We start from the raw sequence: 24,388 nt of genomic DNA, 5'->3' as shown, positions 1-24,388 counted from the left end.
TAAAGTACGAGATGACAAAAAAGATTGTTGCAGTGCTGCTGGCATTGCTATGCCTTAACTATTCCCTTTCTTATGCACAGCAAAAAGAAGACAGGGTTACCCTGCACCTGACCAATGCCACACTGAAAGAAGTGTTTCGTCAAATGCAAACGCAAACAGGGAAGTATTTTGGTTACCAGTCGAAAGACCTGGAAGGGCTTCCGCGCCTGAAGTTCGATTGTACCAACGAGCCGCTGGAGGATGCCCTGAAACAGCTGTTGCGTAACACCGGTTTAACCTTTGCGGTAAAAGGTAATAATGTGCTCATTAAAAAAAGCCAGGAAACACCCGCCGGCGCCCGGCAGGTGGACATTGCCACCACCCGTGCGGAAAACAGAACGATATCGGGAAGGGTGATCAACAGTGAACAACAGGGCATACCAGGCGTAAGTATCCTGGGTCTGCTGTCAAAGAAAACAGCCTTCACCAACGACAACGGGGAATATTTTATCCAGATACCGGAAGATGAAACGATGCTGTCTTTTTCCAGCGTGGGATTTCAAAACCGGAATGTGATGATGGAAGCCGCAAAAACATATAACGTAACCCTGCAGGAACGGGTAGGCAACCTGAAACAGGTAGAAGTAGTTTCCACCGGTTATGTAAACCTGCCAAAAGAACGCGCCACCGGCTCCTTTGGCGTAGTCACCGCAAAAGACCTGGAAAAGATCCCGGTGCCCAACGTGCTTCACCGGCTGGAAGGCCAGGTGGCCGGCGTGCAGCTGAACCTCACAGAATCTGATAACAGTTTTGTATATACCAACCTGAATGGCGCCGTGCAGGGAAACGGCAGTTATGATATTACCATCCGGGGCGCCAGCACACTGAACAATGATGTAAATAAAAAACCGCTGGTGGTAATAGACGGATTTCCTACGGAGATGGATATACGCACTATTAATCCCGCTGATGTGGAACAGATTACCTTCCTGAAAGATGCGGCAGCAGCCTCTATCTGGGGCGCCCGCGCATCTGCCGGTGTAATTGTGATCACCACCAAAAAAGGGAAAATAAATGATGGCGCTCCACGCATCTCTTTCTCTGCAGGATTAGGCATAAACGGCAAGCCGAGGTTATCCTCGCTGCCGCTGATGAATGCCGCACAAATGATCGACTATGAGCAGGAGCTGGTTAACAAAAGGTTTATCACCGATCCCACCGGTTTGCCCGCTGCCAGTCAACGGCCCATCAGCGAGGCGGTAGATTGGATGTTCCGGCTTAAAAGAGGCGAGGTAACCCAGGCACAGGTAGATGCTGCATTTGCAGTACTGAAAGGACGCGATTCCAGGAAACAGGTGGAACAATACCTGCTTACGCCAGCTTCTACCAGCCACTACGATCTCAATGTGAGCGGCGGCACCGGGAGACATACTTACTTCGTTTCCGGCGCCTATGATAAAGAAAATACCAGCACCAAAAATACGTTCGGGGAAAGAATGACCCTGACGGCCAACCAGGAATTTACCTTCTTTAAAAATGTGACCCTGTCTGCCAACCTGCGTGGAAGCTGGTTTCGCTACCGCACCGGCGGACAAGGGATCAGTGTATACGGCCGTTCCCCCAACCCGCTGATGCCTTATGATCAGCTGGTAGACGATAACGGCAACAGCGTAAATTATGCACGCGCCTATTACTCCGGCCGGCTCAGCAACCTGGAGGCAAAGGGTTATATGCCCTGGCGCTATAACTATATCAATGAACTGGCCCTGTCAGATAATACCACCAATGAAAGTAACTACGCTGCCACCTTTGCCTTAAATATCCCGCTGTATAAAGGTTTGAGCTTTAATGCCCAGTATATGGCAGAACGGGCTTCTTCCGGCGCAAAAAACTTTAACAGCGACAGCTCCTACTATACCCGCAATATGCTGAATACCGCTACCTCCATTGATGCAAACGGTAAACTGGTATATGGTATTCCTTTGGGCGGTATCATGGAAACAACGGATTATTCAAAAAATAATTACAGCATCCGCGGACAGCTTAACCTGGACCGGAACTTCTCTGGTAATCACCAGGTGAATGCCCTGCTGGGTATGGAAGCCCGGCAAACCATTGATGGCTCCGGCAGCAACCGCATGTTTGGCTTTAATACACAAACGCAGTATAGCAAGCCGGTAGATTATGTAACCCCGTATGTAACGGTAGACGGCTACCAGTCGGTAGTGCCATATGGCGTAAACTATTCCTCCAAGCGCAGGCGTTATCTTTCTTACTACGGCAATTTTTCGTATACCTATGCAGGTAAGTATACCCTGTCGGGGAGCGCACGATACGACGACTACAATAACTTTGGCCTCGATAAAAAATACCGCGCAAAGCCTTTCTGGTCGGCCGGCGCAGCCTGGGCATTGTCCAAAGAGGACTTTATGCAAAACGTTAGCTGGGTAAGCGGACTTACACTGCGCGCTACCTATGGTATTAACGGTAACATCAGCACCACCGCATTGCCATACGATCAGCTATACCTGCTGAACGACTATCAATACCCCTTTGATCCTTATTCAACGGTGGGATCACCGGCCAATCCATCGCTGCGATGGGAACAAACCGGCGTGTATAACGTTGGACTGGACTATGCGTTGTTTGATAACCGCCTGAACGGAGCGGTAGAATTCTATTATAAAAAAGGTACCGACCTCTTTGCTTCGTTCCCGATCGACAATACCGTGGGCTTTGATAATATCACCCGCAATACTTCTTCCCTGACCGGCAAAGGAATTGACCTGTCGCTGGGTGGCAGTATTATCCGCAACAAAGAATTTGAATGGTCTGCCAACCTGGTATTCGCCTATAACACCAATAAGGTAACAGATGCGAGATATAATGTTACCAACTCCCTGCTGCAATCCGGCGGTGTTGGCGGTCCCATAAAAGGATTCCCCACAGATTACCTGATGGTTTTCCGTTACGCCGGACTGGATCGCAACGGCAGCCCCCGCGTGATAGGAGGTAAGGGAGATACGCTGACTATCTATCAATCGCCCAAAGATATCAGCGATCTGAAAAACGCCGGCCGTTTATCGGCTCCGTATTTTGGTAGTCTCCGGCAAACGGTCCGCTACAAAGGGTTCTCTTTGTTTGTACTGGTTACCTATAAACTGGGCTATGTATTCCAGCGGCCGGTACCCGGTGATTACCCTGGCCGTTACGGGTTTCAGAACTACGACTATAACAAACTCGTGGATCAGCGCTGGCGTAAACCCGGTGATGAAGCCTTCACCAATGTGCCCGGCCTCAGTGGTAACAGCACCGGGCAAATCAGGTACGCGAATGCAGATATCAATGTACTGCCCGGCGATCATATCCGGTTACGCGAAGTGTCGCTCACTTATAACGTGCCGGCAGCATTGTTCCACCGCCTGCCTGTTAAGGGTATTTCCCTCACCGGTGCAGCCAGGAACCTGGCGTTACTGTGGACAAAAAACGAAGATGGCATAGATCCGGATTTTCCGCCGAGCGCCCGGAATGTAAAATTGCCGCCATCTGCATCGTATAATTTTTCACTGAACGTCAGCTTCTGATTTTACTTCAAACCGCAGTCAAATGAAACGATATAAAATATTTCTCCTTTTTATTGTTGCCGGCACACTTATCCAGGCTTGCAGCAAATACACCGATATAAAAACCGAAGGCGCGCTTACACCTTCCGACTATGTGAACTACCGGTACCTGATGAATAACCGCCAGGATCTGGAACGTTCGGTAGATATGCCGGATATGACCGCAGATGATATTGTATACAATGATGCCGCTATACAACAGGGTTTATCGGCCGAGTCACGCAATGCCTATATGTGGGCGGCGCAATACTATGATGTGGTAGCTGCGGACCCCGACTGGAAAATACTCTACGCCAATATCTATCCCTGCAATCTGGTGATCAGGGATGTAATGAACAGTAACGGCGGTACTACACAGCTGAAAAAGCAAGTATTGGCAGAAGCCAGGGTACACCGCGCATACAGCTATTTCACGCTGGTAAACATGTATGGTAAACAATACAATGAGAGCAGCAAAGCTACGGACCTGGGAGTGCCTTTACTGCTGGAACCCGATGTGGCCATTGTAGCTACCCGTGCTACGGTACAACAGGCCTACGATCAGATATTGACCGATCTGCAGGCTGCTGTTCCTGATTTGCCGGAGAAAAATACCTACAATATTTATCCGTCCAAAGCTGCGGCCTATGCGTTGCTGGCAAGAACCTACCTGCAAATGGGACAGTATGTGGAGGCAGAAAAAAATGCAGATAACGCGTTGATGATCCAATCAGGGTTACTGGACCTGTCCACTCTGAGCAGTTACCCGCAGCGCACAGATAACCCGGAAATCATTCTTTCCAAAACAGCAGGAATGAGCCACCAGTATTCCGCTATGCAGGTAATGAGCAGCCAGTTGCTGTCGTTGTACGACACTAAAGATTACCGCTACAGCTATTTTACAAGTAATTACACTTTATCCGGAAATACTTACCGCGTTTATTCCAAAGAAGCGGTGATTGGCGGTAACCGCAATATTGGTCCGTCTGTACCGGAGATGCTGCTTATCAAAGCAGAGTGCCGGGCCAGGGCAGGAGATGCAGGCGGCGCTATGAGCGCTATCAATACACTCCGGGCCAAACGCTTTGCGGCACTCGATTTTACGCCTATGACTGCCACCAGTGCAGCCGATGCGTTGGTAAAAGTATTACAGGAAAGAAGACGGGAATTATGCTTCACCTGCATCCGCTGGTTTGATCAGAAACGTCTTTTTACCGACAGCCGTTTTGCGGAAAATATCACCCGTACCAATTTTGCCACCGGCGAAACGTATACGCTTACGCCTGGCAGCAACCGGTACCTGTTTCCCATTCCGCAGTATAATATCCAGCTGAACCCGTCGCTGGAACAAAACCCGAGATAAATACTAAAAGCAATCTTCAGATGAATAAAATAAAAATGGCCTTTGTGATGCCGTGTGTGTTGTTCTCCGGAATGGCCTTTTCACAACAGGCAATGAAACTATCGCCGGAAAGGGCTATAGCAGGGGATTCAGTCACCATCAGCTATAACCCGGAAAACACCAGGCTGAAAGGACAGGCGCCTGTTAGTGGCGTGATCTATCTCTATAACAACAATCAATGGGAAGCGCACGACCTGCAAATGAAGATGACCGATTCAGGCTGGGTAACCCGGTATTATTTACCGGAGAAAACCGCGTTGCTGGTATGTAATTTCTCCGCCAACGGCATTACGGATAAAGGCGGCACGCTAACTTATGCCACCATGTTGTCCACCCGTGATGGCCGGCAAATGGCTACTGCATACGCTGCGTGGGCTTTTCTACGCACACCTTCCTTTATAGGTGAAGTACCGCCCGCGGTAGATGATACGGTGAAGATCACCAACGAAGTAGCCATGTTCTGGATGAACAACGAACTCCGGTATCACCCGGAAAGCAGGCGTCTTATTTTTTATAACGCCATGAAGATCCTGAAAAGCACCGGCGAGAAACGCGCTGATACCATCATCCGCCGTGAAATTAATTATATAAGTAGTTTGAAAGATGTTACTGAAGCGGAATTAATGGATGTAAGTAAAGCGTATAGAAATTTGTTGGGAGACAGGAACCGCGCCGACTCCATGAATAATGTGATCATCGCCCGTTTTCCTTCAGGAGTGGCAGCGAGAGACGCTATGGTGTTCAAAATGTTCAAGGGGCCAGCAGGTGGCCGCTATCCGATATGGCAGGAGTTTGTGAAAAAGTTTCCGCCGCAGCAGTTTGAAGGAGTGAATACGGAAATACAGCAGATGTATTATAACAAGGCTTTTCGCAGCGTTGTTTATGAAAAGGTGATGGCCGGTAAAAACCTGCAATACCTGGATGAAATAATGGACGTGGCGCCTTTCGAAGCGCTTACAGAATTTCATCGCCTCCTGATCATGAACGCGCTGGCACACGATGAAATTAAACTGGCAGATGCATTTCCATACTCCAAAAAACTGGTGGAGCGTATCGAAGCATATGCCACTAACAGGAGTGACGCCGCCAGCCGGTTTTATTCGCCGCTGCAATGGAAAGAACAGGTCCTGAAATTTGCGTTACCCGCCTTTATGGGACACGCCTCCCTGCTGCATAAACAAGGCGATGATAAAGCCGCCCTGCAATGGATGGAGAAAGTAAAAGAGCAACCGGGCGCTGAAAGGGCTGATTTTCTCAGCTTGTATGCTACCTTACTGGAAAATACCGGCCGGCATGCAGATGCCATGCAGATTGCTGAAAACGCCACCAGGTCCAATAAGGCAACGCCGGAAATAATTGCGCTGCTGAAACAGGAATATGTACGCAAACACAAAAAAGAAACAGGGTTTGATGCTTACTTCGAGGGCATGAAAAGCGCCGATGTATTATCTGTAGAGCAGGAAGCATTGCGCGCACAACTGATCCGCAAACAAGCGCCGGGCTTTAAACTGGAACAACTCACCGGCGGCGTGGCTGATCTTGCCAAAATGAAAGGCAAAATTGTAGTGTTGGATTTCTGGGCTACCTGGTGCGGACCCTGCAAAGAAGCCATGCCGGGCATGCAGATGGCGGCAGATAAATACAGCAAAGACAAAAACGTAAACTTCTTCTTTATTGCCACCCAGGAAACCAAACCGGACTACCGCGACCAGATAAAAAAATTCCTTCAGTCGAAGAATTTGCACCTGAACGTATTACTCGATGCCAAAAGCAGTACCTCCGGTCACCTCGATGATACCTATAACAAATACGCCCAAACATTGTCTTTCTCCGGCATCCCGGCAAAGGCGATCATTGATCAGCATGGAATGATCCGTTGGCTGGGAATTGGTTACAAAGGAAGTCCGAGCGCCCTGGCAGACGAGATATCTTATATCATTGAGTTATTAAAGAAAGAAGGATGAGGAACGCAGGGAGGTTTTTAGCTGTAATCGTTATTTGCATGATGGTGTGCCTGCCGCGGGTATATAGCCAGGCAGACGCGCCCCAAAGCAGGAATGTTTATTTCAGCAACAAAGATAAAAGTATCCGTTTCGGTGGTACCCTTACCATTCCGGCTAACCGCAAAAGCTTTCCCGCCGTGGTATTATTATCCGGCACCGGTAAGCAGGACCGCGATGGCACAATGGCCGGCCATAAAATGTTTAAAGCATTGGCAGATTCGCTTGCCGCAATGGGCGTTGCGGTACTCCGTATAGACGACCGCGGCACCGGCGAAACAAATGGAGTGTATGAAACTACCACTACCAAAGACTTTGCAGACGATGCACTCGCTGCCATCAACTATCTGCGGCTGCAGCCTGGCGTCACCAGAACAGGATTGATCGGGCACAGCGAAGGTGGCGCTGCCGCTATCATCGCGGCGGCAGGGAGTAAAAATGTGGCTTTTGTGATCACACTCGCCGGACTGGCCACCAGCGGCATCGAGGCACTGAAGCTGCAAAACAGCGCTATCATTGATGCCGCGCCCATTTCAGCGTACGATAAAAACCGGCATCATACCATCACCACACTGATGTTTGATACCGCCTACCGCTACGCCTATACGCCGGAGCTGGAGCCACGGCTCCGTGCTACCTATGCGGCATGGAAACATGCGGACGACAGCGCCTACGCAAAAGATAAAGCCGGGGAAGAAGATCATATGCGCTTCTTCCTGGAATCTTATATCCGGCAGGCCACCGGCCCCTGGTACCAGTATCACCTGCGGCACAACCCTGCGCCATTCCTGCAGCAGATTAAAGTACCCTTTCTGGCGCTGAACGGCGATAAGGACATCATGGTGCCTTATAAGGAAAACCTGGCTGCCATCGCGGGAAGCGGCAACCCACAGGTAACCGTAAAAGTATTGCCGGGTTTAAATCATCTTTTCCTGCATTGCGAAAGCTGCACCAATGAGGAACTGCCCCGGCTGAAAGGTGATATTGCCCCGGAAGCCTGGACTGCGATAAAAAACTGGATGCAATCGTTTTTATAAAATCAAAAATCAAAGAGTGATGATGGCCATCCCTGTCAAGGGATGGCTTTTTTGGTTATAACCAGGCCAGCTTTCACAGGGGCGAAATAAAACTAAAGAGAGCTTTGCAGATATATTAATATTTCTTACTTTGGAACAAATTAATACTTCGTAGCCCCGGTTAGTTATTCCTTATCCCTAATACTTACACACATGAAAAGACTCCTTTCATTATTATTGCTATTGCCTGTAGCAGATCTGTACGCGCAATCACCTGATACCATCCTGATTAATTACCAGGACTTACCCAAATCAAAAATAAAACGCCGTGTAAGTCATGGAAATATGGTTGTACTGGAGATCATCAACATTAATAAAAGCCGCTACAATATCCAGGTAAATAATACCAGCACTAATTTCTTCCTGCAACAACCTGAAATTCTTTCAAAACTGGATGGATCATCCCTGGAACTTAATACCTCGGAGGATCCTAAACCGCCCGCCGGGCCCGCATTTTCATTTAATGATGGCGCTTTGAAACTGAAAGCCCTGTGGCAGGCGGAGCTAACTCCTTTTAAAGCAAGCTATAAAAAGTTGAATGATAAGCTGGACAATTACTGGGAGAGTCTGAAGAAATTTAAGAAAGCAGTAGAGGTACTGCAACATAGTTTATACTATAAAAATGAACTGATCGCAATAAAGGATGCCTGCGATGGTACTTATCCCCAGGCAGAGAAAAACCTGCTCGCTGCCACCACCACTTTTGTCAACAATAATAAAATCGGGGAAGAAACAGCCGCTGCATCAAAAGAACTGTTGCTTGCCCAGGTGACGAATATCCTGGACCATTATACGCAGGTAGCCACTACTGAAAAGGCAACCCTGGAGCAACTGGTGAAGGAAATTAATGAAGCCGCAAAGCCTTTTAAAGAAGATGCAGATAAGCTGATGGCAAAGCTGTTAACGGTAAAGAAAACTGCGAAAGCAGATGATTTTACCAATGATAACCTTATCCTCGATAAGGCAATCAGGGTGACCAATGAAAGAGTGGAAACCATGCAATCCAATGAGGAGGCGGTTAAAAAAGGCATCGAAATTATTGATAGCTATAAACTGCTCGATCAGAAGAATTTAATAGTGAATAGTTATAAAGTGATTAACCCGGTAAATTATACAATAAGACAGGCAGCCATTGCAGATAAAGATGAATTGAAATTTGATATTAAGATAGAACCCAAAGACAACACCATTTGCGCCGACCCGGGTATACAAACCCCCGTTATTGTCAGAACGTATGGCGGGTTTAAGCTCGATTTCAGTACCGGCTTTTTTCTGAACTTCGGGAATAACAATTTTTTTGATCAGTCTTACCGGCTGGACAGCATCAGCGGCGATCCGGATAATGTGAAAATAGAAAAAAATGATAACCGCAATAAAGTAGTACCCGCCCTCGGCGCATTGATGCACGTTTATTACAGAACAGGGTGGGACTTTCAGCCTGCATTGGCCGTAGGCGTAAGCTTGTCTACCGGATCTACCACAAAATTTAATTATCACCTGGGCGTTTCTGCTGCTATAGGCCGTGAACAACGGTTTATAGCCAGTTTTGGATGGACGCTCACGCAGGCAACATTGCTTTCGTCAAAATACCAGGAAGGACAAATTGTACCAAAAGCAACTATGGGAACAACGGTGGAAACGGAGTCTTTTTACAAATGGGGAAATTTTCTGGCAATCACCTATAATCTCACCAGGTAATGGCAAAGTATATACTGTTAGGCGCAGCCATCATACTGCTGCTGGCGCAATACAAGGCGTACAGCCAGGTTGCCCCGGCTATACAACCGCTTAATGATACCATACCGGCGGATAGTAATTTTCTTTTTTCATGCGGTTTTGTGAGTAGTCAGCTGGAAGATGAATGCATTCCGGATATGCAGCCGTCATTAAGTGCGGATGGTTTTACTCCTGCAAAGGTCATTCTTAAAATCCAGCAATTATTAGGGGTGGATAGCGATAACCAGGTGGCCGCAAATTTCATCCTGTATGAATGCAGTTTCCCCGGACCGGTGTTTAAAGCGGTAATGACGCGGGGCGACAGTACCCGGTATATTTTATACAATCGCGGGTACCTTAATAAATTAGTAGCCCAGAATACAGATTGGGTGGCCTTTGCAATCTTCGCGCATGAAGTGGGCCACCATTTCCTGGGCCACTCCGTCAGGAACCAGGCGTTGACTTACGCCCTTTCCAGGCAAAGAGAATTAGCGGCGGACTTTTTCTCCGGGTATATTATCAAGAAGCTGGATGGAACATTAAAGAATGCGGAGTCGGGCATTATGGCGGTTGATAACCATCCTCCCCCGGAACTCGAAGCAGGTTGCAGTCACCCTACCAAAGCCAAACGGCTGCTGGCAATAGCGAAGGGCTATGATTTCGTAAATCAGCCCGGCGCTTCCCTGAGCAGCTTTTTAAACATCGACAGCCTGGTGAGGGCCGAAGGGATAGAACAACTGCTTAACCGCACCAACCAGTTGTATCAGCAGCAAAAGTTCCAGCAGGCGCTGGATCAGATCGACAAGTTATTTGATAGGGTTAGCAGCAACCAGCTCCCCATGATGTTTAATAACAGGGGACAAATAAAGCTGAAGCTGAACCAGGAGATTTCTGCATTGGAAGATTTCAACAAGGCAATAATGATTAATAATAAACACGCCGAATTTTTTGAGAACAGGGGCAAGCTGAAAACGCAGCTGGCTAATGAGATCAATATCAAAGAAGCGAAAAAAGACCTGGACAGGGCTAAGTTGCTGAAGCAACAGCAGCGTGTGCAATGATACAGCCCGTAGTTTTTATTGCTGCTCAAAAGAAGAAATATCCACGTAGTACCTGCGTGGATTATTTCTATCTATGTATACATCTATTTTTTTATCGGGGCCAATCGCCGGGGTAGGGTCAGACCAGATAAAGCCACTCTTGAAATGGCGGCTTTCCCCGGTGAGCGGATCTTTCCAGTGGCACCGGATAAAAAAAGGATGACGATTGTTAACGTGAACAAACCGGTTGACGTCTACCGAATCAAAGTCGGCCTGAACCAGGAGCCCCGATTGCTTCAGCTGGTCACTGCGCGAGTGGCCCACCTTTCTCACAATATAATAACCCAGTCCGATCAGGCTGAATACTAACCCGAGGCCACCAACGATGATAGCGCCAAAATACTCCCGCCAGCCGGCTATATTTGCATCATCCGGATTTTTGGGGTCATAATACATGCCAACGCGTTCCCCGATTTCGTAACCGGCAGGATTGGAAGAAACGCTGGAAATATAGCGATGCTTCACACCTGCTTGATCGTAATAGGTAACCACCGGGGCGTAAGACCGCTTGCCTTTGGCTATCAGGTCAACCACTGTTCCACTGGTTTTGACCGCGGAGGCATTGAATTGCCGGATATTGTAGTATATCACCGAGGCGCCGGCAATCATCAGCAAACCAATTCCCAGGAAGATATTAAAAGTAAGCGATACTGAACTACGTTTCATGCAGGCGAACAAATTGGGTAAGGGCGCAAGATACCAAATTGTACAGATAAGGAAACAGGGCGCCTTCCGGGCATTAAACAGGAATGAATAAAGTGAATAAGCCTGGCTGGATAAATAGCTGTAATTTTAGTAAAGTTCAGTATTCTCCTGACGACAACCAATAATCAAACTATGAATGCCCTCGGAAAATCTGTTAAAAGAGTGTATGTACTCTTATTTGCCCGGAAGGTCTTTTATCCCGTGAACCTCTTTCTATATAAGCTAAGTATGTTTGGCATGGGTATCAGGAATCATGAAAATGATACGGTATCCGGGGAAAAGGCGTTTATCAAATTCCTGAAAGCCCGCCGGAAGCTCGACACCGGGGTGATCATGGATATTGGCGCCAACATGGGCAACTATTCGGTTATGCTGAGAAAGAACGGCATTACCCTTCCCATCTTTGCTTTTGAGCCACACCCCGCAGCATTCCGCAAGCTAAGCGCTGTAGCAGGAACATACAATTTCACTGCCATACCACAGGGAGCAGGAGAAGTGAGCAGCACCGCCACTATTTACGACTACCAGGGAGATGGCGGCTCGGAACATGCCAGCATGTATAAAGGCGTGATAGAACATCTTCATAAGGGAAAAGCCGAGGAAGTGGCCATTGCACTTACTACCATCGACGAATTTGTAGCACAACAGGAGATCTCCCGGATAGCATTGCTGAAGATAGATACAGAAGGACACGAACTCAGTGTATTGAAAGGAGCCAGGCAAACCATTGCCAGCGGCCTGGCGGATGTGATACAGGTAGAGTTCAATGAAATGAATATCATCTCCAGAACCTTCTTCAAAGATATTGTAGACATATTACCGGGCTACGACTTCTACCGGTTGCTACCCGACGGACTCAAAGCCCTCGGAGAATACAACAGTACCAGCTATGAAATCTTTTCCTTCCAGAATATTGTAGCCCTGAAAAAGTCCTGGCGTTAATAAGCATTCTTATCGCCTTTGATCATATTCATCAATGTCTGGAAAATGATCTGGCAGTCGAGCCAGAAGCTATAGTTTTCAATATACCACAGGTCAAAGTCTACACGTTTCTGCATCTGGCCGGAGATTCTCGTTTCCCCCCTGCAACCATTCACCTGTGCCCAGCCTGTAATGCCCGGCTTTACTACATGCCGCAGCATATAATTTTGTATGGTATTTTTAGATTCCTGGTGTAAAGGAATGGGATGAGGGCGGGGGCCTACCAGCGACATATCTCCCATCAGCACATTAAAAAACTGCGGCAACTCATCGAGATTTGTTTTGCGCAGGAAGCGCCCAACTGAAGTAATGCGGGAGTCATTCCGGGTGGCCTGGAGATATCGGCCGCTGGCGTCTACCACGTCGCTGTTCCTGGTCATGGACCGGAACTTATAACAGGTGATCTTTTTATTCTTCAGTCCCCAACGCTCTTGTTTGAACAGCACCGGTCCCGGTGAAGATAGTTTAATCAGTATCCCGATAAGCGGAAACAGCCAGCTGAATACGGTAATAAAAAGCACCGTGGTGAAGCAGAGTTCAAAAAGGCGTTTGAACCGTTGCTTCGCCAGGTCATCCAATGGAGAAGTACGGATCGTTAACAGCGGGAATTTGCCAAAGAAGTTCATACTGGCTGTAGAGGTGCAGAAGCGGTGACAATCTGCGATGATCCTTACCCGTTTGGCTTCTTTCTCACTGGTAATAATAATATTTTCCATTTCCGTGTTTAAGGTCTCCGGCAGGGCAACAATTACATCATCTATTTCATGGCTTTCCAGGATCCTGGTGAGGTCTGATATTTTGCCCAGGTACTGGCCGTTCAGATAGGGATTGGTTTGCTCATCCACAAAACCAACGCACCGGTAACCGAAATGGTCGTTGGATAAAATTGTTTTGTAGAATTTCATACCGGTATCGCCGGTACCTACTATGAGGATGTTTTTTATATTATAACCGTTGGACCGCAACCGGAGCAAAGATTGCTTTACAATAAACTTAACAACCGTAATGCTTACAAAAGTAAGGAACGCATAAAGCAACGTGAACGTCCTGGGATAAGGATAGTATTTAAAGCAGTAGAAGAACAGGAACGTGAAGAAACAGGCGTGAAGCAATACAGTTTTAAGAATGGCTACAAATTCGTAGGAGAACGACCTCGTTCTGAATTCGTCGTATAAGTGAAGCGACATGCCAATGACGGTCCATGCGATGATGCTGATGCACAGCAATAGCAGGTTAAAGCCGGAAAAGAATACATCTCCCAAACCCGAAATATATTCACGGGTGCTCAAAAAGGTCAGTATCAGTACTACATAATCGATCAGGAGTCGTAGCAGGAAATTAATGTGGTTGCCGGGTTTCATAACGTTCTCAATTAAAAGATGATGGATAGTATGGATGGCACCGGGTTACGAACGACAATCTTTATCAGTTCAGGATCGTATTAAATACCTGTAAAAATTTGTTTTCAATATGTTTGATGTCGAAATTCCTTTCAGCATATGCCCGTCCGTTATGACCCATTTCCTGTCTTAGTGCCGCATCTGCCAGCAGGGTTTCAATATGCTGACAGAAGCCCTGTTCATTATCCGGCGAAATGCAATAGCCGGCCTTGTTATCCAATACAATTGCAGCGCTCAGGTTATCCGGCGGCATGGCCAGTACGATTGGCTTTTTCGCGCACAGGTAAGTGAGTACTTTCGATGGCACGGAATAGGTACCCGCATCATTTTCCAGTATGGCCAGCAGGATATCCGCGGCGCCCAGCACCTGGCTCATATCCCTGAAATCCTGGAAGGGAAGAAGCAGCAGGTTGTCCAGCTGCAGTTTCTCTTTTTCTTTTTGCAGGAATGTGGCGCCTAATCCTTCGGAGATAACAATAAACACCACATTTGTATGCCTGCGGAAATAAGCCGCTGCGGCGGACAACATAGATGGATTGTGTTTTAATCCAAGTGTGCCCGAATAAATAATGCAGGTTTTATCTGCTACCTGGTGCCGGTGGGCCCAGTCGTTATTTTTAGCCGTAAGCGTTATTTCCCGGAGCGGCGCCCAGTTGGGGATACACGTTACCTGTTTGGGATGCACCTTCCATTTGTCGAAAAGATCGCTGAAGTCTTCGGTAATACTGATCACATGCGCGCTTTTCTTCAGCAGTTTTATTTCCAGGTTTTTAAAATAATACCAGATGGGAAAACTGGCGAATCCCAGCCTGCGGCGGGCAATTTGCCGGATGGCAATGGTGTAAATATCCTGGCACCAGTACACAAATTTGATTCCTTTCCGGATGCAGTATTGCTGCACATGTTGCTGTACAAACAACGGTGTGGTGCCGCTCAGCACCACGTTGGGTTGAAAAAGATCCAGTTTATCAGTCAGCTGCCGGGCGTATTCAATTTCCTGTTTTCTTCTTTTTAACAACGAGTATTTGTCGAATTCACCCTTGATCATAATGGGTAGTATGGTTAGTCCCCGCATGGGCAGGTCTTCAAAGTTTCCTTTGGGCGACTGGAAAGAAACGGAGTAAGCATGCAATACTTCATGCCCGCTTTCAGCGAATTGCCGGCTTAGCTGTAATGTAAAGGCGTGGCCGGAATGGTCGTTAACTACAATTTTCATCCTTTCTTTCTTTTATATAAAAGATCCATTTGCAGGATCTGTAATTTTTCCGATTGCAGGAATCCTACAGGCGCTATGAATTCAAATCCCAGTTCTTTCACAAAATGGTGCATCTCATCAAACAATGGCTCGCCGTCATACATCTGAACAAAAGAGGTTTCAAACAGGAGGTAATCAATTTGCCGCAGGCTGTGCAACGCTCCTTTTAGTACTTCTTTTTCAAAACCCTGAACATCCATTTTCAGTAGTACCGGGGGGATAAAAGGAAGTTTATGACGGAGGTCGTCCAGGCGCTGTACGGGCACCTGTATCCGGTTGGAAGTAGCTGTTTTTGGGAGCATATTTTTTTGCAGATCAGACACGTGCAGCGCCGAGCTGGCGTGTGAATACGCGTTGCTGTAAAATTCCAGTGTTCCGGTGGAGTTGCCCAGCGCCATGTTGTAGGTGTTAATGCTGGTGAGCCTGCGGGTATTACGTTGCAGCAGGCGAAACACTTCCGGCAGGGGTTCAAAGGAATGGATCCGCGCCTGCGGGTAAAAGTGACTGGCAGCTACAGCAAACTGGCCCTGGTTGGCGCCTACATCTATAATTACGCCAAGCGACGGGATATAGTGCCGGCAGTTGTGTAAGATCTGCGTGGAGGCTACGGAGGCGCCTTTTTCCAGCAACGAGGTAAGGCCCCTGCGGGAGGTCAGGAATACTTTTACGGTGTCTGCAATTTTGAAAATAATACTCATGTCGAGAATTTGTAGTTCCAGCAATCTTTGTAAAAACCAATTGTTTCCTGTACGCTTTTATCCCATGTGAATTGTTGCACCTGTTGGAGTCCTTGTGTAATCAGTTGTTGTTTGAAGGTGTCATTTTCAAGCGATCTTATTTTTTCTGCAAACAGCAGGGGATCGGCCCTGTCGGCCATCAGCCCGGCGGTTCCTACTACTTCGGGCATGGAGGTCATGCTGGTGGTTACTACGGGGCAACCGGCCTTCATGGCTTCTCCCGGAGGAAATCCGAAGCCTTCATAAGCGGAGGTATAGAGCAGGCAGAAAGCATGATTGTATAGTATATTGAGGTCGGCCTGGCTTACAGTGGGGAAAATATGATAGCGGCCGGCCAGTTTTTCTTTCATCATGCTGATCTCGTTTTTATTCCACGATTCTCCGCCAATTACTACCAGGTGATAGGATGAAGGCAGTAACTCCATTGTTTTTACCGCCATGAAAAAGTTTTTATAGTTCCTGCGTGCGCCTACATAGAGAATGAACTTTTTGTGAAGATCTATTTCCAGCGAACAGCTCACCGGCAGCTGTTTGTTGATGGGGTAGAAGTCGCCGGCAATGCCATGATGAATCACTTTTACCTTTGCGGGGTCTATGCCGGGGAAGAAGTGGAGCAGTTCTTTCCGGGTGCTGTCTGAAATGCAGATGATCCCATCGGCCCGCCTGATGCCGTATGCTTTTTGCAGGGTATTGGCGAGGCCGCGGGGAAACTTCGAGGCCAGTTTCCGTTCGTGCGCAAAGTCATGTACCGTCAGGATGTTGAGGATATTTTTCTGGGGGGAAACCCGCAGGTATCCTCCGTGAAAAACTGCCGCGGCCGGAAGTGGGTAGCGCACCGGCAGATAGCGGAGATACTTGCTGGGAATCCAGCTTTCACGGATACAGTTGAACCGGTGGTATTCTATTTTCCGTTCAAAGATATTATCGGACCCCGGGCGTGCGTTTAAGAAACCGATGGACAGCCCGCTGTTGCACATACCGGACAACAGCTCATACCAGTAAGCAGATACGCCACCTGCTTTCTGAATAGAGAATACGATATTATCCAAAAATACCTGCATCATTTTTCGTTTACGGATTCATTATTATATGCGCAGAGTAATGCTACTATTATCAGGAAAAGATCTATCTGGCTGAAAAAGAAACACACCACCACATACGCCAGGTAGTTGCGCTGAAAAGGCGGCACATCCGGTCCTGTTCTGGTAAGTATCAGGAAAAAGAAGAACAGGGAAACGGCCCCGAATTCTGCCAGGATAAAGAACCAGCGCATATTGAGATTGCGCCCGCCAACTCCCTCTATGCGGCTCTGGTAGCTGAGCTGCCCGAAGAAATAACTCGAAGGAATAAAGGTGCTGTTGCCTGCGCCGTAACCAGATATCAGCAAATAAGGCTCATCCCGCAGGAAATCCACCACCGGCAGTTCCATATCCCTTTGCAGCGGAATGCCGAGAATGATATTATTCTTACCCCATATTTCGGTATCATAACGGTAAGCGGATCTTTCAAAGAGCATCTGGTATACCGGCTGATTACGGTTAGCCATATAGTGTTTCAGGAAGTATTCCTTAGAGGCGGCTACCCCAAGAAAAAGGACAACGATCATACCCAGGGTGCTGAGTACTTTCCATCTTACCGACATCAGTTTTGGCAAACATAAGTACAGGAGCCCGCCACCCAGGATATTGACCCAGAACGTTTGGGAAGAAGTGAGTATGCCTACTACCATCATTATCGCTGTGGCCTTGTAATTCCGGTCTTTTATAAACAAAGGGATTGCTAAAGAAAGGAAGGCGCTGAATATTTTAGGTTCCCCGAATAATGCCTGTACCCGCAATCCCAGCGGGCCATTGATTTCCTGCATCAGGTAACGGCTTTGCAGCCCAAGCAGCTCACTTAATGCCACATTCCGGAAAATAAGCTGTACGGAAATCTGGATAAGGGCAATGATACAGGATATACCAGCAATTTTCCTGATGGTGGCAGCAAACTGCCCGAATGAAAGCTGCTGCCGGTCCTGTACTATCCTGGCGCCAATAGCAAACCAGGGAAGATAGGTTTTCAGGTAGAAGTAAAGAGGCTTTGTATAGAAAACAAAGAGCTTACCATCGGGATAACTGAAAGGATCTTTATAAAGTTGTGTGATCAGGAATACCGTGATATTTGATATCAATGGTAACAGCAGCAGGAAAAGATATTCCCTCCGGATGAATTGCTTTCCTGTAAAGAGCTGATGCGCCTGTTCAAGGAAGATAAACATGCCTACAAAAAAAGTAGCGGTAAATGTAGGCCCGATAGCCAGCATCGTATAAGCTTCTGATGCAAAAGCATAGAGCAGCGCGTCTATAATAGAGATCCGCTTGTTGTAATACAGGTATAATAAAATTGCCGCAATGATCAGGGGCATGCTTTCCCTGAAACATTCCACGAAAAAATTGCTGCTTTGAAGATTACTGTATCCGGTTTCCATATAAATTTACTGATCAGGAAATACGTTTGTACAGGTTGTACAACAGTGTATTGTTTTTTACTATTTTTTTTAGTTTGACGAATAACCTGCCTGGACTGTACAGGGTGTTGATGGTATACCTGTCTGCTTCCTCGTTGATGTTACTGCTGCCGGGATGAACGATATCCGCTATGGTGCCGTATTGTATCCTTTTAAACCACCGTGGGATAACACGGGTGTGGGTGGCATCTTTGCCATAACCAATATTTTTAACAAGACTTATATTGGGCGTAATTACCCATCCTTTATTAAACCATACAGACATAAACCATTGGATATCCCAGGTATCAACCCGCTTGTCGTATATAGATTGCAGTTCTGATTGCAGGAAAGTGTTGAGCCCTTCCCGGGATACATGCCGGTACCGCTGAAGGGTAAAATCGTAGTATTGCCACGCGCGTCGCCAGGTAGCCCATCCCCATATATGCGCATAGCGGGAGTAGTAGTAGGAAGCGTTTCCCCGCAGGATGCCCGCCTGGTAATTGCCGCCGTGAATATGCATAATGGTGTCATTGAACCGGTATTTCTCCAGCAGCGTGGTGCAGAATGGGAAGAAGGAGGGATCAGGCACACAATCATCTTCCAGTATAATACCTTCCTCAACATGACTGAAGAACCAGTCGATCGCCGAACTAACCGCCTTGCCACAACCCAGGTTGTGCGGGCGGAACAGGGTTTCTACTTTACAGGGCCAGTCGATACTTTTTAAAACAGCCATTCTTGTATCCTCGCACAGCGCCGCGTCTTCAGGCCTGTCCGGCCGCGGGCCATCGGCGGCAATAAACAGTTGCTCCGGCTGCTGCAGCCTGATTTGCCTGAATACAAGCAATGCCTGTTCAGGGCGGTTAAATACCAGTAATAAGACCGGCGTGTGTAACATCATTTTGTTGCCTCCAATGCAACGGCGTTATTAAATCTGATTTCTTCTTCCACCAGTTTAAACATCGTGTCATTGCTGTCGTTAAAACCACAGTGCCGTATGTTTTTAAATCCTGCTGCGGCCAGCTGGTGTGATAGCGACAGGTGATCCCACATATATAAATGTTCCCGGTTACCCAGGGCCAGCTGCACCAGCTGTTTCATGCCACGAACCCTGTTTTCTTTACCCAGCAGCGTTTCTTCCATAAACCCGGTGTTCGCCTTCGGATCGTTACTCCTCAGCTGATCAATATATCTCCTGGCAGCGCCTTCCAGGTCGGGCAGCACACACCGGAAGTATCCGCCGGGCTTCAGAATGTGAAAGGTATTCCGGATCGCCAGGAGGCAGTCGTTATAAGAAAGATGCTCCAGCACATGCGAACAATAGATGCCATCACAGGAGCTTTCCTTAATACCAGGCAACCCTTTCAGTATATCGCCCGGCAATACATCTTTATGAAAGGACACGTGCATCACAGGTTTCAGCAGTTTCCCTATCACGGGAATTTGCTGAATCCTGAGCGTGGGCGAGGAGTCGTAGTTTTTCCAGCCGGCGGGCGCCGAAAAAGGGCCGCAACCATATTGTACATATAACCTGCTTCCGGACATTTTACGTGTTCATGTTTTTAAAGAAGTAAGTGTAATAGGTTTTGGCGAACATGCTATATCCTACCTGTTGCATAAACTGGCATAACTCACTGCGGTCTGTTTGAAGTACCTCAAATGGTGATGATTCTGCCAGTACATATGCGGGTCTGTATTTATCCCAGTTATTGGAGCGCAGTACTTCCATATCAAGCCCTTCGGCGTCGATAGTGATAAAATCTATGGTAACATCTTTTGGCAGATAAGTATCGAGAATATCTGCCAGTGGCCACGTATCTACCTTCTTTTCCCTGATCACCCGGTACTTCGGTATTTGTGTATATTCTTTTACTTTTTCAGGAGAAAAAGTGCTTAAAGCAGGTTCGTTAAAGATGAAATAAGTAAGTTGTTGTTTTACTACGGACACACCTATTTCGAGGTTAATATCTTTGGGCCGGTGTTTATTGAATAATGCCTTTGAGCCGGGCAGCGGATCTATGTTGATGCCGGTCCAGTTTCTTTTATAAAGCAGGTAGGTATTGGATACCCTGAACGGATGATGTGCACCTACATCTATATACACCCCTTTCTTTTTCTTGTCGAAGATCCTTTTCAGAATGAGGTCTTCTCCTTCTGAACTGTAAGCACGCACACCGTAACTGAGCCGGGGAAATAAGGTGGTAACTAACTTTACCGCGATATTTTTCATGCTGTTCATTTGGTATAGTGTTTTTGATTTAGGGTAACCAGATTGGTGGTGAAAATCCTCAGGCTGTTGTATACTTGTTTTATATCAGAAAATACCAGTAAGGGATGAAACATTTTTTGGGTAAGGAGGTATCCCTGGCCGCTTTTGTCGAGCAGCAGCAACATGCCATAAACGGTGGTATACGCTGCTACCGTGGCAATGGCGGCGCCGGTTCCACCATAAAGAGGGATCAGGAAAAAATTGATGCCCGCATTCACCACCAGGCCGGAAAGATTGCCATACAGGTAAATTTTGTATTCCCCTTCTACAAACAGGTACTGCACCATAACGATGCTCAGGAATACGGGAATACCCGCCCATATATGGATCATCAGCATCCACGACGCTGCCACGTAACCCGGACCATAGAGGAATGGAATAATGATATGCGCCGTTGAAGTAACCACCAAGGCAATAGCAATACTCAGCCAGAAGGACAACCGCAGCCATTTTTCCAGCATCAGGAGGTATGCCTGCCGGCTGATCTTTTTCTTTTGTATGAGCCCCGGCAGTATCGCTACAGAGATCACGGTGGGGATGGCATACCATAGCTCGGAAATCCGGGCCGCGCCCACATATTTCCCAAGTTCCGCCGGGTTGGCGAGCGTCTCCAGCAGTACCAGGTCGATCTTCATAAACAACACCACTACCAGGTTGGAAAGCATCAGCGGCCAGCTTTGCACCAGCAGTGTTTGCGCTAACGCGGTATCAATACGCCAGGTAAAAACGTGGGTATTACCGGATATATATACTACGACGATGATAAAATAGGTAACCACTAATTCTATAACCGAAGCCCACAGGAATGTGATCAGGGTACCATCGAAGTAGATGATGAGCAGCTTTATCCCGCAGAAAGCAAGGAATACCGCTACTTTAGGAATAATCACTCTTTTAACATTGTTCTTTACCTGGTAAAAATAATCCAGTACATCAAAAGACTGCAACAGGATAATGAGTGCGGAAAAAATGGTGCAGTAAAGATAAAGCTGCCGGTGTTTTTCCGTAAGCAGTACAATGCCGGTGCTTACCGCCATACACAGAGCGCCGGCAACGATCCTCATCAGGATAACGGTAGCCACAATAGTGCCCTGTTTTTGCTCGTTATTGATCAGCTCTTTCACGGCAAGTTTATCCATTCCCAATATGGCCACGCTGCCAATAATAGTGGTAAGCGCCAGTGCATAGTTCCAGATCCCGAATTCTTCCGGACCCAGGTGCCTGGCAATAAGCGCCATAATGATAATGCCCGGGAAAAGTTTACTGAGCTTATCAATCAGGAGCCAACCGCTATTTTCAAATAGTTTATGCAATGCGTTGTTTTATTTTTTTCATCAATGATAACCAGGTATGATTATGTTGTTTATTTTCTGTGTATGAATAATGATCGTAGTAGTAATACGGGTAGAAAGTATCCTGTTCTATACCGTTAAAGATGATCCCGGTTTTTTTGAAGAACCCTTTCCGGATGTTTTCTGATACCGGTATCAGTTTGGATTTGAGCGTGAAGTTGTACCGCACCACAAACAGGGCGCAATCCACCTGGTGTGAAATGCTTTTTGCGTCAGATACGATACCGATGGGCGACATATCAATCACCACGTAATCGAACAGGTCTTTCAGCTGCGCCAGCAAATCGGCCATGCGTTCTCCTTCGATCAGCTCTATAGGATTGGGTGGAATAGGGCCGGAGGAAACCAGGTAGAGGCCATCGGTGCCGGGTACTTTTTTGATGATCTCTTCAATGGTTTTATTACCGATGATATAGTTGGTAACCCCCACGTTGTGATCCAGTCCGAGGAATTGGGAGAGCTTCGGTTTCCGGAGATCCAGTTCAAGCAGCACTACTTTTTTATTGCTTACGGTTAAGGAGTTGCCCAGGTGGGCCGACAGGAACGTTTTCCCTTCGCCCGATATACTGGATGTAAGCAGGATGGTGGGCGTGCTGGTTATGCCGGTGAGGAGGAACTTCAGGTTGGTACGCATATTAAAAACCTGTTCCACCAGTACGGACCTGTTCTGGAGCGACATATCACGCGCGCCTTCTTCCTGCTGGTAAATTTCTGCGATCACCGGCAGGTCGAATACCTGTTCTATTTCTTTTTTGCTGAGTACACTTGGGTTCAGGAAATATTTAAGATAGATATAGGCGCTGGTAAGTACCAGTCCTGCTGCAATAAAGCCGATGAACACCAGTGATTTTTTGGGGGTGATGGGTTTGTCGGGTACAAACGCGGGAGCAATCACCTTATTATCCACCACGTTGCTGGCGTAGGCCACCGATGCTTCTTCTTTCTTTTTCAGCAGATAGAGATACAGGTTTTCCTTAACGCCTTGTTGTCTTTTGATGTTGATGTATTCCTTTGCGTAGGTGGGAATGTTCGCTATTTTGCCTTGTATCTGGTTTACCTTGGCCTGTGTTTTTCTTTGCACCACGTCTGCATTGCGCCGGTAGCCGGCAATATAATCCTTGATAGTTTTTCGCGTGTCGGTGATTTGCGATTCCACGTTTTGCAGGATATCGCTGGTAGGTTTCAGCGAAAGGGAGAGCCGTTTCTTTTCCCTGAGCGCTTCTTCATACCGGTTGATCATGGAGGTGAGTGTTTGATCGATGTTGCCAAGCACGGGTGCAAAGGGGTAATCGCTGGAAGGGTTGCTGATATAGCCGTCTACCTGGTCAAATACAGAAAGCTGCAGGTTGGCTTCACTGAGCCGGATATCCGCTTCCTTTACCTGTTCCAGTGCCAGTTTGGAGCTGGCGTCAATATCTGTGATGCCTCTTTGTATTTTAAAATTCTCTTCCTGTTTTTCCAGCAGTCCCAGTTCTTCTTTTAATGAATCGATCCTTACTGCCAGGAAGTGAATGGTTTTGAATGCTACTTTGTTTTTATCATCGAGGGTATAGTCATTATAGGCTTCCAGCAGGGAGTTGAGGAAGTCGGCCGTTCTTTCAGGAACGGGGTCTTTGTAGCTTACCAGTATCACGGTGGCATCGCGGTTAACCAGGGCGGTGCCTATTTCCTCTATTTTTTCGTAGGCGTATTCCGGTACGGAATCTACCCGGATGCGGAATGTATTGGTGGGCGTACCTGTGGTTAGTGGCGGGAAGGTGATCACGAATTTATCTTTCCCTACGGTGAATGGTTCGCCGGTCCGTGCGGTTAGCTGCAGACTGGTATCGGTGGTATAGTTCACCTGTTTTATTTTCAGCAGGTCATTTTCGCGTGTTACATCAAAAGTATAGTTGCCTACTTTTGAGCTGTCGCCCAGCACGCGGAGGTGGAGTGGCGGATGGTTATAGATCTCTTCATTCTTTACCGTTCCTTTTATATAGTAACGGATGTTGAAACCATTGCCGGCGATTACTTTTTCCACCAGGATAGGGGATTTCAGCACCTCCATCTCATTTTCAATATTTTTACCGTTGTTAAAAAGCGCCAGTGATTTGAGTGCATCCATTTCTTCTCCACCACCTTTTTTTTCATCTTTCAGGTATAGTTTGGCGCTCGACATATAGATTGGTTTTTTGTACTTCAGGTACAGCATGGCGCCGGTCACCATCGCCATCAGTACTAACAGGTATAATGGCCAGTGAAACACTATTTTCTGGAAAAGATCATTGAGATCTATAACGGAGTTCCTGTTGTTTGTAGGTCTTGGTTGATTCATATCGCG

At 47.2% G+C, this 24,388-nt stretch carries 18 protein-coding genes; 7 read left to right on the top strand and 11 right to left on the bottom strand.

Going from position 1 to position 24,388, the window contains the following annotated elements:
• The first annotated feature begins 11 nt into the window (after nucleotides 1–11).
• The 6 genes from B5Z18_RS25935 (at nucleotide 12) to B5Z18_RS25910 (ending at nucleotide 10,836) form a co-directional block, all read left to right on the top strand.
• Complete coding sequence (locus tag B5Z18_RS25935) at nucleotides 12–3,563, top strand: SusC/RagA family TonB-linked outer membrane protein (RefSeq protein ID WP_079472437.1); 3,552 nt, start codon at nucleotides 12–14, stop codon at nucleotides 3,561–3,563.
• Between the two features lie 22 nt (nucleotides 3,564–3,585).
• On the top strand, nucleotides 3,586–4,944 hold the full coding sequence (locus B5Z18_RS25930) for a RagB/SusD family nutrient uptake outer membrane protein (RefSeq protein WP_079472436.1): 1,359 nt from the start codon (nucleotides 3,586–3,588) through the stop codon (nucleotides 4,942–4,944).
• 20 nt (nucleotides 4,945–4,964) lie between these two features.
• Nucleotides 4,965–6,947: a TlpA disulfide reductase family protein gene (locus B5Z18_RS25925; protein WP_079472435.1), complete on the top strand. Its 1,983-nt coding sequence runs from the start codon at nucleotides 4,965–4,967 to the stop codon at nucleotides 6,945–6,947.
• 38 nt (nucleotides 6,948–6,985) lie between these two features.
• Entirely contained in the window at nucleotides 6,986–8,020 is a 1,035-nt protein-coding gene (locus B5Z18_RS25920; protein ID WP_159454434.1) for an alpha/beta hydrolase family protein, read from the top strand.
• A gap of 192 nt (nucleotides 8,021–8,212) precedes the next feature.
• Nucleotides 8,213–9,757 (top strand): hypothetical protein, encoded by a 1,545-nt coding sequence (locus tag B5Z18_RS25915; RefSeq protein ID WP_079472433.1) that lies wholly within the window; start codon nucleotides 8,213–8,215, stop codon nucleotides 9,755–9,757.
• Nucleotides 9,757–10,836, top strand: coding sequence for a M48 family metalloprotease (locus tag B5Z18_RS25910; RefSeq protein ID WP_079472432.1), 1,080 nt, complete (start codon nucleotides 9,757–9,759; stop codon nucleotides 10,834–10,836). Before B5Z18_RS25915 ends, B5Z18_RS25910 begins: the two co-directional genes overlap by 1 nt.
• A 15-nt stretch (nucleotides 10,837–10,851) precedes the next feature.
• Here B5Z18_RS25910 and B5Z18_RS25905 read toward each other — a convergent pair whose 3' ends face one another.
• The gene (locus tag B5Z18_RS25905) at nucleotides 10,852–11,541 is read right to left on the bottom strand and encodes a DUF3592 domain-containing protein (RefSeq protein ID WP_079472431.1); all 690 of its coding nucleotides are present in this window, start codon (nucleotides 11,539–11,541) and stop codon (nucleotides 10,852–10,854) included.
• A gap of 171 nt (nucleotides 11,542–11,712) precedes the next feature.
• Here B5Z18_RS25905 and B5Z18_RS25900 point away from each other — a divergent pair, with 171 nt between their 5' ends.
• The gene (locus B5Z18_RS25900; RefSeq protein ID WP_079472430.1) at nucleotides 11,713–12,522 is read left to right on the top strand and encodes an FkbM family methyltransferase; all 810 of its coding nucleotides are present in this window, start codon (nucleotides 11,713–11,715) and stop codon (nucleotides 12,520–12,522) included.
• Here the strand turns inward: B5Z18_RS25900 and B5Z18_RS25895 are convergent.
• From B5Z18_RS25895 to B5Z18_RS25850, 10 genes are all read right to left on the bottom strand, one after another.
• The gene (locus B5Z18_RS25895; RefSeq protein WP_079472429.1) at nucleotides 12,519–13,922 is read right to left on the bottom strand and encodes an undecaprenyl-phosphate glucose phosphotransferase; all 1,404 of its coding nucleotides are present in this window, start codon (nucleotides 13,920–13,922) and stop codon (nucleotides 12,519–12,521) included. The two genes, B5Z18_RS25900 and B5Z18_RS25895, sit on opposite strands and share 4 nt — an antisense overlap.
• 64 nt (nucleotides 13,923–13,986) lie before the next feature.
• The gene (locus B5Z18_RS25890; RefSeq protein WP_079472428.1) at nucleotides 13,987–15,177 is read right to left on the bottom strand and encodes a glycosyltransferase family 4 protein; all 1,191 of its coding nucleotides are present in this window, start codon (nucleotides 15,175–15,177) and stop codon (nucleotides 13,987–13,989) included.
• Nucleotides 15,174–15,914 carry an FkbM family methyltransferase gene (locus tag B5Z18_RS25885; RefSeq protein WP_079472427.1) on the bottom strand — a complete coding sequence of 247 codons (741 nt, stop codon included), beginning with the start codon at nucleotides 15,912–15,914 and terminating at the stop codon, nucleotides 15,174–15,176. The genes B5Z18_RS25890 and B5Z18_RS25885 overlap by 4 nt, the downstream gene beginning before the upstream one ends.
• A complete protein-coding gene (locus B5Z18_RS25880; RefSeq protein WP_159454433.1) occupies nucleotides 15,911–17,014 on the bottom strand; it encodes a glycosyltransferase family 4 protein in 1,104 nt (367 codons plus the stop codon). The genes B5Z18_RS25885 and B5Z18_RS25880 overlap by 4 nt, the downstream gene beginning before the upstream one ends.
• On the bottom strand, nucleotides 17,014–18,423 hold the full coding sequence (locus B5Z18_RS25875; protein WP_079472425.1) for a hypothetical protein: 1,410 nt from the start codon (nucleotides 18,421–18,423) through the stop codon (nucleotides 17,014–17,016). Before B5Z18_RS25875 ends, B5Z18_RS25880 begins: the two co-directional genes overlap by 1 nt.
• A gap of 13 nt (nucleotides 18,424–18,436) precedes the next feature.
• Nucleotides 18,437–19,342, bottom strand: coding sequence for a hypothetical protein (locus tag B5Z18_RS25870; protein WP_079472424.1), 906 nt, complete (start codon nucleotides 19,340–19,342; stop codon nucleotides 18,437–18,439).
• On the bottom strand, nucleotides 19,342–19,989 hold the full coding sequence (locus tag B5Z18_RS25865; RefSeq protein ID WP_079472423.1) for a class I SAM-dependent methyltransferase: 648 nt from the start codon (nucleotides 19,987–19,989) through the stop codon (nucleotides 19,342–19,344). Before B5Z18_RS25865 ends, B5Z18_RS25870 begins: the two co-directional genes overlap by 1 nt.
• A gap of 1 nt (nucleotide 19,990) precedes the next feature.
• Nucleotides 19,991–20,683 carry an FkbM family methyltransferase gene (locus B5Z18_RS25860; RefSeq protein WP_079472422.1) on the bottom strand — a complete coding sequence of 231 codons (693 nt, stop codon included), beginning with the start codon at nucleotides 20,681–20,683 and terminating at the stop codon, nucleotides 19,991–19,993.
• Complete coding sequence (locus B5Z18_RS25855; protein ID WP_079472421.1) at nucleotides 20,680–22,026, bottom strand: flippase; 1,347 nt, start codon at nucleotides 22,024–22,026, stop codon at nucleotides 20,680–20,682. The genes B5Z18_RS25860 and B5Z18_RS25855 overlap by 4 nt, the downstream gene beginning before the upstream one ends.
• Nucleotides 22,019–24,382: a GumC family protein gene (locus B5Z18_RS25850; protein ID WP_159454432.1), complete on the bottom strand. Its 2,364-nt coding sequence runs from the start codon at nucleotides 24,380–24,382 to the stop codon at nucleotides 22,019–22,021. The genes B5Z18_RS25855 and B5Z18_RS25850 overlap by 8 nt, the downstream gene beginning before the upstream one ends.
• Nucleotides 24,383–24,388 lie beyond the last annotated feature (6 nt).

The sequence above is a fragment of the Chitinophaga ginsengisegetis genome (assembly GCF_900168065.1).
GTDB lineage: Bacteria > Bacteroidota > Bacteroidia > Chitinophagales > Chitinophagaceae > Chitinophaga > Chitinophaga ginsengisegetis.
The sequence above is the reverse complement of the archived record's forward strand: the minus strand, read 5'-3'. Positions and strand labels throughout refer to the sequence as shown.